Below are 11669 nucleotides of genomic sequence, written 5' to 3'. Positions count from 1 at the left end.
GCTGACGGGATTGGACTGGCCGTGAAGCCTGCCGAATAGTCCTGCACTCAACAGCAGGAGGCATCCAATAAGGTGCTTTGAAAACATATGATGGCTGGATTTTTCTTTCTGGTTAATTAGGGTCCGGCGTTAACCGGGCGACAAGTATTTTATTCTTTGATTGTGATAAACTTTTTTTTGATAAAGCTAATTACTAGTGGTTTATATTCCAAATTATTTTTTACTTTTTTTTAAGAAAAAAGAAATTAATCTGAAATACAGACAACGACCGTTACAACAACAAAGGATTTCATCTTTTCGGTTGATAACCGGTTTTGGCTTTTCGTAATAACAAAAGAAGGCGTCCCGTTAACCAGGACGCCTTCTTCGATAGCAACAGATGCAGGGCTGCCCCTCACATCCTTCGCCTTTCGTTATACACTCCAAATTCCGCAATCTCCGGAGCCTTACGAAAATCTTTCATATTGAATCTGATCTTACTTCCCCACACCCGGTCAAAGCGGTTCACCTTAATACGCTCCCTTTGACTTCCGTTCAGCAGAGGGTACCACTTCCCCCCCGAAAAATATTCAATGGAATATGCCGAAACATTAGGAGAATTTTCAGTGATCACAATCGTATTAAATGCCGTCTCTCTCCCAAGGTCAAATTCCAACCATGGCTGCTTAACCGATGGATGTGATAACCAATTCGTACCATAATCGTCATCCACAGCAAAATCCATAAGCCACATATCATTGCTCCAGCTTCCGTTCACGGCACATTTTTTTGCCAGGTTAGACGATATAATGGGCGCTGTCGCCACCGGTACCTTCGGCAGATGCGTCGGTCTTTTGTACAGTTCTCCCATCTTCTTAAGAGCAACAAGGGCATTTTCATCGATCAAACCATCCCTGTTCGGCGCCACATTCAGCATGAAGTTACAGTATGCACTGTTAAAGGGGACGAGATTGTCATTGACCAGCTTATCCGCATCCTTTACCGGCGTCTGGGGGAAAGAACTTTTCCAGAACCAGTTAGCCTGAAGAGGCAGGCACGACATCGCCGGCAGTTTATTGTTCTCTTTGGAGATATGCTGTCCTGCGTTCTGTTCGTACGATTTGATGTCCGAATAAAACAGGAAATCTCCCGGATACTTAGCTGAATTCAGATCCATTACCAGGCACTCAGGCTGCAGCGTTTTGATCAGCCTGTAGATCTCCTCAAACGGAACCGTATCATAGGAGATCCTCGACCAGGGAGCATCCCACCCGTCGATGATCAGGGCCTCAATCTTCCCGTAGTTTGTCAGCAACTCTGTCAGCTGGTCCTTCACAAACTGAATATGCGCAGGCGTAATATGTCCCTGCCTCAGCTTATGATGCGTATCCAGGATCGAATAATATAGCATCACACCCAGCCCGGCTTTCCTGAAAGAATTTACATATTCTCTTACCACATCCTTCTTTAGCGGACTGTTCATCACGTTATACGGAGTCGTTTTGGTGTCCCAGATGGCAAAACCACTGTGATGTTTAGTCGTGAGGCAGCCATAGCTCATATTAGCGGATTTAGCCGCTGCCGCCCATTGGTCGGTATTAAGCTTTTTGGGATTAAAGATGGCGGGTGAAGCGTCCGGATCTGCCCAGTCATCTTCCATATAGGTTGGGATATTATAATGGATGAACATCCCGAAAGCAAGGTCAACAAAATGCTGCTGCAACTCGGGAAGCGGCTTCGCTTCCCTGGGAACTTCCTGCGCAACAACTGCCGCAGGAACCTTCATCAGCAACAACACCGTTGTTGCCTGAAAGATTGATGTACTGATTCTTCTTAAACTAAGCATGTGAATAAATTAAAACTTGATATATCTGTGATTCATTTCCAAAAGTACCCGCGGGAAAGAACAAAAGATTTAAATGAACACCTAACATAATGTTAACGAAATCTAAATCAGTCGATCTTTACCGTAGACGGCCTTGTTGCAAACGTATCGATAGCAAGCGAGTCGGGCAGATACAGGGAACGGTAAGAAAATGACTCACCTGCCTTAAAATCAGGAAGGATGGTCGGAACATTCGATTTTGCATCTACTTTTACCTGGTGCGGAACACCAAATATATCGATATACGACACCACCGTGGCTACCATAAAATCCTTCAGGTCTGCAACATATTCATTCCACACGATCATCAGGTTGAACTCTTCAGGCCCCTTCATGATCTTGCTGGTAACGCGGATCCCCCGGTTGAAAAGAAAGCTCTCATATTTCTCCCCGTAGGTCTTTCCCGAGATATAACGCGGAACAGATACGTTCCCGAGCTTATCGTAATTTGTCACGTCGAAATTGTAAGTACCTTCCGGCAGGTTGCCGATCATCACTTCAATCGTGTCTATCCCGCTTGTCCGCGTAACCGGCACCAGGAGCGAGTCTTTTCCATTATTCCAGCGGATCTTCGAGCTCACGATCTTGGGATCGGCGATCAGCAGCCACGACAGCATCGCCCGGTTCTTACCCGAATGAATATGCAGGGAATCCGGACGCCCTGCATACACTCTTTCGCCTCCCTCTATGTACTTTTTATATTCGTCTTCCTTCGTACATCCATTCCACAAAACCAATGCACCAAGCAAAACAGCCATATATTTAATATATCTTATCATTTCTATCTGATTGATTGTTGACAATAAAATTGACCTTAGCCTTTTCCGAAGAAGGCAATCTCTGCGATATTCGCCTGCCTTCCCCCTTTCTGAAATATCTCGATCACCTTTACCCGGATATACCTTACCGGCTCATGAAAAGGCATAATGATCTCACTTCCGTTCTGGGCCGCCGTGATGTCCTCGGCGCTGTTTGTCTCGATAGGTAAACCGGAAGGCTTGATCACTTCATGCTCCACGAGCTTCGTCCATCCGTCCCAGCTGCCATCAGCAGCGGGCTGGTTCGTTCCCCACAGTTCCAGTTTCTTTACGTTGTTCTGTGAGAACATATAGCGCGTTTCGTCCTGCCGCTGCCATACTACCACCCGGCTGAGCTGGGTAGATACTCCCAGGTCCATGGTAATCCACATCGGGATGTCGTGAGGTGCCGAATGCCACATATCCCAGCCATCCTTTGATCCGTCCCACAACCTCGGGATACTCATGTCTCCCCATGCGGTCTCTGCCGGAACATCCCCCGGAAGGATCACCTGCCTGAACTTCGAACGGTCAAGCCTGACTTCCGGGATAGGGGTCATCGTCAGCGAAAGGGTATCCGAATTATTGCCCCAGCGGTCACGGACAAAAAAGCCGAATTTTCTTGATTCGGCATTAAAGCCTCGGATGGAGAAAGTTCCCGTCTTTAACTTCGAATAGTATGTATTAACCGGTTCATAAGTCCCCGACGTATCAGAAAGCGTGACGATTGCCACATCTGTTCCAACCGGGTTCTGGTAGGAAAAATGCAGGCCACCGAAATCTTCATTCACCTGCAGGCTTTTCCTGACAAGGAAGATCGGAGACATGCGGGGCTTTACTTTCACGGTCTCCACAGCCGACTGCTTCCCGCTCTTGCTGACCACTGATACCCGCACTTCACGTTCGGTGCTGTCCCTGAACCCTTCCAGAAGGACATAATTATTATAGTAAGAAGACTTGCTTTTCGTAGTTTGTCCATCGACCCTTTCATATTCTGCCTGCACATACAATACATCTTCATTCTCCGGCAGGGTATACGTTATTCTGGCTGCCCCCGGAAGATTCTCGACACTAAAATTACCGACACCCCCCGGAGTAGCACCATCGGAAGTAAGCGGCCCGTGTATATCTTTCTTACACGCGGCAACCATTACTGTCAGACATATAAAAAATGAGTTTAAAATTCTTTTCATATCAATCACTATTTACCATCCGGTATTTTGAACCAGGTTCGGGTTTATCAACATATCGTTCTGATTAATGGGCCAGAGGTTTTCCCTCACCCTGAAGGACTGATTAAACAGTAATTTAGTCCTGTAGTACTGTTCAGGGTTATCCTGGAGCACATCCCATCCCATTAAAGGCTGATTCAGTTCCTCCACTGATGTTTTCCACCTTCTCAGGTCCCAGAACCTGCGTCCTTCAAATGCCAGCTCGATCAGGCGCTCCTGCCTCACGATTTCCCTGAAGCCCGCCTGGGTGGCAAACTTTGTCGGCTGAGTAGAAAACAAAGACCACGACTCCTGCACAGATTTAAGGCCTGCACGTTCCCTCACTTTATTAATGTAATTATATGCATCGGCATCAGGCCCGTGCCATTCGTTGATGGCCTCGGCATACATCAGGTACAGATCGGCCAGACGCATGATCGGCCAGGGATAACTCTCCACCGAGATGTCCTGCTTTTCCTTGATTACGTAATTCCAGTTCACCAGCTTCTTTGAGAAAAACCCGGTGCTGGAATAACCTTCATTTCCTTTCTTTCCCTGGGTCTCTCCTACCTTGTTAAAGACTGTGTACATTCCGTCGCGCATAAACCATCTGCCCCCGTCGAAACCCACAGATGCATAAAATCTTGGTTCGCGGTCGAAATGAAGCACCGCCGTAGTAAAACCCTGCTGTATAAACGGCTCATCGGCATCGCTGGCTACTTTGAGAGTATATCTTCCGGCATAGTTCCAGGTTTTGTCTTCCCTAATCGGCACCCCGTTCTTCGTATAGAAAGTCTCTGCTATTTTAAGTGTAGGCGCCAGCTGTCCCATATTCGACCGGTTATCGGGGAAGTTAGGATTTAAGGGGGGCATAGCATAACGCTGCAATGTCTGGTCGCCGTACCATTTCGTAGCTCCCCAGATCAGTTCGGAGTTCCACCTCTGGCAGATACTGTTCCGGATGTCCATTTGTGTTTTAAGCGGCCCGTCGGGAAGCTGCACCACCGGATCATTAAACCTGTATAATTCAATCCCGGCTTCTTCACAAGCTGCAATTGCTTCTTTACAGGCCATCGCAGCCCTCTCCCATTTCCCGGCATCGGCTGTTTGATTGAACAAATCGGTTTGATCATTCTTATTACGCAAGCCTGCGTAATCGGTATTGCCATTAAATAAAGGACTGGCGGCCGTAACCAGCACACGTGCTTTTATCGCCAGTGCCGCGGGCCTGGTCACCCTGCCGAGCTCCTCTTTCCTGTTCAATATTTCAATTGGCAATCCTGGTGCTGCCTCGTCTATCAGCCTGACGATCAGGTTCACAACTGAATCTACCGGCTGACGCGGTACCTGTATCTCTCCCAGCTCAGCCGAGATCGGCAATGTCTTATCCATTACCGGCACCGGCCCGTACATCTGCAGAAGGCGCCAGTGATAATAGGCCTTCAGGAATTTCACCTCAGCTTCCCACCTCACCATCCGGGCAGGCTCCAGGTCAGGAACATTGCGGACATTATCCAGGAATATATTGCAGTCTCTTAAAGCTTTATACATATCCGGCCAAAGGCCGGCGTACGGATCTGTTGAGCGCTGCAGTCCCATTGCGATCTGCATATTCGTCTGATCGAAATTTCTGAACGCCCTGTCCATCCAGTATTCGTCTCCGCCCAGTACCGCCGGATCGCGGCTGATCTCGCCATCGGGCGGGAGGTATGAATAGCAGGTAAACAGGTATTTTTCAGCCTCCGTACTCAGGGTGAAGGCATTATCTATCGTGGCGACATTATCAGGAATGACGTCCAGGAAGTCTTTACAACCAGCATACATGGTCAGTAAAAGAATCCCTGACATGATTCTGAACAGCCCTCTTGTTAACGTAGTTCTTGTTTTCATTAGAGAATCTTATTGAAAGAGTATTTTCTTTTTATCACGATTAAAAGCTCATGTTCACACCGAAATTCAACACGCGCTGAACAGGATAACTAAGCCCGTTACCGCCCATTTCAGGATCCCACATATCGAATCCGGAGATCACAAACAGGTTGGATGCATTGACATACAGCCTGCAGTTTGAGAGCCCCGTGCGCTTACGCAGCTTTTCGGGCAGGCTATAACCTACTTCCACATTTTTCAGGCGCAGGAATGAGCCGTTGCGCATCCACCAGGTCGAGGTCCACTGGTTATTTTGAATCACCTGGTCACTCAGGCGCGGCCAGAATGCATAAATATCCCTGTTGGATTCAGACCAGTGACTTTCTGCGATCTCCCGGAGAAGCCCCGTTTGAAATCCTGAGTCATATAGGAAAGGCTGTATCTTGGAGTTCTCTATGAAAATGGAGGAACGTGCCGAGCCCTGAAAAAAAGCACTGAAATCAAAATTCTTCACGCCCATGGAGAAGCCGAATCCATAGGTAATTTCAGGTGTCGTTGGGTATCCAATGGCCACCTGGTCGCCGTTCCCCTCTATCCGTCCGTCGCCATTCACATCCCGGTACTTGATGTCGCCGCCTCTCACCAGACCAAACTGCTGATCGGGGGAATTGGCCACCTCCGTATCATCCACAAAAAGCCGTTCGGCAATAAGTCCCCACTGCTGAGATAAAGAATATCCTACTTTCGACCTGTACGCCTCCGGGTAATCGGGCTCTTCATTTTCAAGGAGTTTACTCGCCGCAAACGTAAATGTTCCCATTCCCTGCAGCCAGACATTCCGGTTAAATGTCTTGTTATAGTTGAACTGAACTTCAGCCCCTTTTCCCTCTGCCACTCCCACATTTGCCTTTGGAATAGCATTCAGTCCCATCGTATTGGGCAGAGTACTTCTTTCCATGAGAATATTGGAGCGCCTCTCCCGGAAGGCATCAATCACGAAAGACAATGAGTTGTTGAATTCAATGTCCAGCCCCACATTGGCCTTCCGCGATTGTTCCCAGGTAATATCTGTATTGGAATAACGCTGAACGGAGACACCATACTGGCTGTAGTTGAAATCCTCACCAAAAGTGGCCGACTTTCCCGGATCATTCAGGTTAACATTCGACAGGTAAAAGAAGCGTTCGCTGTCTTTGCCGATCTGATCATTCCCGACCAGTCCATACGTTCCCCTGAGCTTCAGCCGTGTGATGGTATTTCTTAAGCCCTCGAAGAACTTCTCATTGTAAATATTCCAGGCAAGTCCGGCTGAGGGGAAGAAACCGAAGCGATGATTCTGGCTGAACCGCTCAGACCCGTTATAACCAAAGTTGAACTCCGCGAGATATTTGTCGCGAAAGCCATAGGTCATCCTACCTGAAACACCCTGGTTCCTTTTAGGCAGGGATGCCTGGAGGCTTGGCTGCCTGGTATCGGGATCATTCCCATTCGCATTGAGAATCCCTTGCTGCAAGCCAATCACCATTGCCGAAAGCGAATGATCCTTGCCAAACGTGCGGTTATAGTTGACTGCCGCTTCAATGTACCCGGTGGTCACCACGGTTTTATCCCCCGGCGTATAATTCAGGTACTCGCGTCCCTCGTGGAGGTTCACCAGCAAAGGATCTCCGGTTACCACGTTCCGGGTGGCTGTATACAGGAAAGGATCATATTGTCTGATCACATCAAAATAAGAGTTGCGGTCTGTGTAAGCCATCATTCTCGCACTCAAGCCCTTGGTTATAAACCTGAAATCCTGCTTAAATTCCACCTGCGCATTAATCGAAGAAGAACTGTACTGCTTATATCCTCTCACCGCATTGGCAAAGGGATTCGCATAGTTCACCCCTTTCACATACTCGGCCGAGCCAAACAAATAATGCTTCAGCCTGGGCGCATACGACGATGGATACATGATCGGAAAAGCAACCGGATTGGCTTTCAGAGCCTGCTCAAACAGATTCGCCCCGCCATCTACCGGTCCGTTATAGTCATCAAACTGGCCGTACGTCCTCACAATAAGCTGCGAAGAAGAAGTCAGCTGGATATTGACATTTGAGCGGATAGAGTAGTTTTTCAGCTTGATGTTGCTGTTGAAATTGTTCATGTCCGCTACTTTCAGCACCCCGTTATCAACATTGTATGTTCCGGAAACGTAATACTGGGCAGTCTTCCCTCCTCCGCTTAAACTCATGTTCAGGCGCTGATTATTCGTATAATCTTTGATCATCTGGTCAAGCCAGTTATTGCTCGGATATTTCAATGGGTCAAGGCCGGCCATTGTGCCGTCGATCTTTTCCCTCGAATACACGAGCTCCGCATCATTCTGCCTGGCTACCCGGGCCTCATTTGCCAGGTTCATATAGGTGATGTTGTCCGCAAAATCGAAATTCCGGGTGTTGCTTGATAAGGAATTCTCAAACCTGACGTTGAAGTTTGTTTTCCCTTCTTTCCCCGATTTGGTTGTGATCAGCAAGACGCCATTAGCACCCCTGGCGCCATAGAGGGAGGCCGCCGTCGCGTCCTTCAGTACCGAAAAGGCACTGATATCATCCGGCTGAAGCCTTGCCAGATCGGTCGCGCTCGATTCCATCCCGTCGATCAGGATCAGGGGATCTACCTTTCCCGTACCAAAGGATGTTACCCCACGGATGAAAAACTGTGCGTTATCGGCCCCCGGCTCACCGGTACGCTGATACCCGATCACCCCCGACAGGCGGCCTGCCAGCATAGTCGTCAGGTTGCTGGTCGGCCCTTTCAGTTCCTTAGGGTCAATAGTGGTAATGGAAGCGACCAAACTACTCTTTTTCTGGGTACCATAGGCCACTACCGCGACTTCCTGCATGGTGTTGGCGGAAGAAGGCAGCCTGACAAGCGTCGACTTCCCTTTTTCAACGTACACCTCCTGGCGTTTATAGCCTACAAAGGAGAAAACTAATACGAGACCCGGCTCGGAGGTTTCAAACGAGAATTTTCCGCTGCCATCAGTTGATACCCCCTGCCTGCTGCCTTTGATCATGACAGATACGCCCGGCAAAGGGAAGTTCTCTGTACTGTCTACCACCGTTCCTGTCAGCCGGCCGGTATTCTGCGCGTTCGCCTTGCCCATGGAGAACAAGAGCAGCAGGCATAGGGCCCACTTGTAATACAATAAAAAACTGGTAAAATTGCATTTCATATTTATTAAATTGTTTGGATTTTTCTTTTGCGGCAACTATGCAGAATCGCTTTGATCTCCCTGAAAACCTTTCTCTCCCAGCTTCTTTTGTAAAGTTATGCCTTACATCTATCGGGCGTTCCTAATGAAAATTTAATAACTTGTTAACAGAAAGTAAACGGGAGCAAAATCTCAGGAGGTTTTGATACTTTTATAAAAAAAGGCAGAAGAAATTGTGAATTCCTCCCTGAATATTTATAAAATAATAGCACTAACGAGTTTTCTGGCACTGGCAGCAGTACAATACATACTTATTTACAATACGTACGAATTAAAAAACAGGCAATACAACCTCGAAGAAAGGCGTGTTATAGATAAGAGCTATACTACCAGCATTACCAACGATAAGGTATTTCCCGGTGGTACCCCTATTATAGAGCACTATCTGAGCCGGAATATGAACTTTTTTGAGAAGCTCTATCAAACCGACCGCAAAGAGTTCTATAAATTCAGTGAAAGAGTTTCAGACAGCCTGATCACCGAACTGCGCCAAAAGAGCACAATGGACAGCGTGTTCAGCCAGATCGTTTCAAAAAACAAGCTCAGCAAAGATCTCAGCTACTTGCTGACCATCGAATCTGTCGGAATAACTTTTGACGGAACAAAGTTCATTAACCTGTTTGACAAAAACTACAAGCTCATCAGTCCGGATATCAAAAACGCACCTCCCGGAGTGATTATAAGCGGAACACTGGAGAACCCCAACCTGCAAAATGAAATAACCCGTCTCACGGTCAGCATGTCTTACCGGCACGCTTACCAGGTGACCTTTTACCTCTTCGCAGATCACGACGACCGCTTCTTCCGCGTATTATCGCAGATGAAGTTAACATTCGTGCTTTCTCTTTTAGTCATCTTTGCCGTCACCGTGATCTACTTCATCACGTTCAGAAACTGGCTCAGACAAAAGAAGCTTGCCGACATGAAGTCGGACTTCATCAACAGCATCACCCATGAATTTCACACCCCTATTTCTACTATCATGGTAGCCAATAAAAGTCTTCAGAACGAGAAGATCTCCTCAAAGAAAGAAAATATTGATAACCTCACAGATGTGATAGAACGCCAGACCCTCCGCCTGCAAACCCTTTTTGACCAGGTGCTGGACATTACCAAGATCAGCGGTGCCACACTCGAGAAAGAAGAATACGACCTGAATGAAATACTGGAGGAAATTTTATTGGATTACAGGCTTAAACTCACTGACGAAAAGGTAACCATCACGTTCAATAAAGAGAACAATATCCCAACTGTACAGCTTAACAGGTTCTGGTTTACGACAATGCTTAACAACATTTTCAATAATGCGATCAAGTACAATAATAAGTCATGCAAAGAGATCAGCGTAACAACCGCAAAGGGCAAACAGGGTACGGAAATACGGATAAAAGATAACGGGATCGGGATCTCAGAAAGCCATGTAAAGCATATCTTTGAGAAATTTTTCAGGGGAAATAAAAGCAAAATGAGTTCAGTGGCTGGCCTCGGACTGGGGCTCTTCTACGTAAAACAATGTACAGACGCACACGGATGGCAGATTTCCGTATCAAGCGAAGAAGGGCAGGGAAGCAAATTCACCATCTATATCCAGTAAAACATGAAGACGAAGCTCCTTTTTATAGAAGATGAAACCGACCTGGGGAATGTGGTGAAACAATACCTGGAGATCATGGATTTTGAGGTCACCTGGTGTACGAACGGACAGGACGCCATCCAGATATTTACCCATAATCAGGGAAAGTTTGATCTTCTGATCATCGATGTACAGCTTCCGGATACCAGCGGCTTCGATCTGGCCCGGCAAATCCTGCAATTCCAATCGGAGACCTCCTTTCTCTTCCTGACAGCCCGGAATGAAAAACAAGACCGCCTTTTGGGACTGAAAATCGGTGCTGATGATTATATAAGCAAACCATTTGACATAGAAGAGCTGATCCTCCGGATTAAGAATATCATCCGCAGACATTCACATAACCCTGTGGCCACACCCGGCCAAGAACAGGAAGAACAACTGGTATCAACCGGAGATATCATCCTCAAAAAAGATCTTCTTACCCTGACGATCGCCGACAAAAAACCGGTGTCCATTACTTTGAGGGAAGCCGAATTATTAGAATACTTATGCCGGAACCCTAACAAGATCCTGAAAAGAGAATATATCCTTCTTCAGCTATGGGGTGAGAACGACTATTTCCTTGGGCGAAGCCTGGATGTTTTCATCTCACGCCTCAGAAAGCTCTTAAAACATTCGGATCTTGTAAGTATTGATAATGTATACGGCGTAGGCTTTATCTTTACCGTAAGAGAATACCAGGCTATTTCCTGACTCAGCAGGCCCGGTAGTAATCGTCTCAAGCCATTTCATGCTAAATCACGTTCACCCCGCAAGGCAGACTGCTGTGAGACTGATCTGTGAACTTCATATGCATCCGCTGCCCACGGGCTCTAAACTCTTCGAACCAAAAGCACAGTAAATGTACCATAAGTGCACCATGAGTGCACCTTTAACTTGAAAAAGGTGCACTCATGGTGCACTTATGGTACATTCAGGGCACATTCGGGTGAAAGAATATACAAAGGACGGAGGGATAATCTTCACTCTGTGAGCAAATCAGTCCCTAACCTGTATAAAAGCAAACAGGGAAGAATATCCCTATTCTTCCCTGTTAAGA

General features: G+C 47.1%; 7 protein-coding genes. 2 read left to right on the top strand and 5 right to left on the bottom strand.

What is annotated here, in order from left to right:
- Positions 1-394 precede the first annotated feature (394 nt).
- From DDR33_RS17905 to DDR33_RS17885, 5 genes are all read right to left on the bottom strand, one after another.
- Positions 395-1825 (bottom strand): alpha-L-fucosidase, encoded by a 1431-nt coding sequence (locus DDR33_RS17905; protein WP_109417173.1) that lies wholly within the window; start codon positions 1823-1825, stop codon positions 395-397.
- Positions 1826-1932: 107 nt separating this feature from the next.
- Positions 1933-2643 (bottom strand): DUF4998 domain-containing protein, encoded by a 711-nt coding sequence (locus tag DDR33_RS17900; protein WP_109417172.1) that lies wholly within the window; start codon positions 2641-2643, stop codon positions 1933-1935.
- 35 nt (positions 2644-2678) lie between these two features.
- A complete protein-coding gene (locus tag DDR33_RS17895; protein ID WP_109417171.1) occupies positions 2679-3854 on the bottom strand; it encodes a DUF5000 domain-containing lipoprotein in 1176 nt (391 codons plus the stop codon).
- 12 nt (positions 3855-3866) lie between these two features.
- Positions 3867-5762, bottom strand: coding sequence for a RagB/SusD family nutrient uptake outer membrane protein (locus DDR33_RS17890; RefSeq protein WP_238387851.1), 1896 nt, complete (start codon positions 5760-5762; stop codon positions 3867-3869).
- A 40-nt stretch (positions 5763-5802) separates the two neighbouring features.
- Positions 5803-8958 carry a SusC/RagA family TonB-linked outer membrane protein gene (locus DDR33_RS17885; RefSeq protein WP_109417170.1) on the bottom strand — a complete coding sequence of 1052 codons (3156 nt, stop codon included), beginning with the start codon at positions 8956-8958 and terminating at the stop codon, positions 5803-5805.
- A gap of 214 nt (positions 8959-9172) precedes the next feature.
- Between DDR33_RS17885 and DDR33_RS17880 the strand changes: the two genes are divergently transcribed.
- Together DDR33_RS17880 and DDR33_RS17875 are read left to right on the top strand one after the other, a co-directional pair.
- Complete coding sequence (locus DDR33_RS17880) at positions 9173-10591, top strand: sensor histidine kinase (protein WP_109417169.1); 1419 nt, start codon at positions 9173-9175, stop codon at positions 10589-10591.
- Between the two features lie 3 nt (positions 10592-10594).
- Complete coding sequence (locus DDR33_RS17875; protein ID WP_109417168.1) at positions 10595-11323, top strand: response regulator transcription factor; 729 nt, start codon at positions 10595-10597, stop codon at positions 11321-11323.
- Positions 11324-11669 lie beyond the last annotated feature (346 nt).

It is taken from the genome of Pararcticibacter amylolyticus (assembly GCF_003130405.1).
GTDB classification, from domain to species: Bacteria; Bacteroidota; Bacteroidia; order Sphingobacteriales; family Sphingobacteriaceae; genus Arcticibacter; species Arcticibacter amylolyticus.
The sequence above is the reverse complement of the archived record's forward strand: the minus strand, read 5'-3'. Positions and strand labels throughout refer to the sequence as shown.

Excerpts from the sequence above, each read along its gene's own strand:
- DDR33_RS17895 (WP_109417171.1), bottom strand. The coding sequence starts at position 3,854 with ATGAAAAGAATTTTAAACTCATTTTTTATATGTCTGACAGTAATGGTT.
- DDR33_RS17905 (WP_109417173.1), bottom strand. The coding sequence starts at position 1,825 with ATGCTTAGTTTAAGAAGAATCAGTACATCAATCTTTCAGGCAACAACG.
- DDR33_RS17900 (WP_109417172.1), bottom strand. The coding sequence starts at position 2,643 with ATGATAAGATATATTAAATATATGGCTGTTTTGCTTGGTGCATTGGTT.
- DDR33_RS17885 (WP_109417170.1), bottom strand. The coding sequence starts at position 8,958 with ATGAAATGCAATTTTACCAGTTTTTTATTGTATTACAAGTGGGCCCTA.
- DDR33_RS17875 (WP_109417168.1), top strand. The coding sequence starts at position 10,595 with ATGAAGACGAAGCTCCTTTTTATAGAAGATGAAACCGACCTGGGGAAT.
- DDR33_RS17890 (WP_238387851.1), bottom strand. The coding sequence starts at position 5,762 with ATGAAAACAAGAACTACGTTAACAAGAGGGCTGTTCAGAATCATGTCA.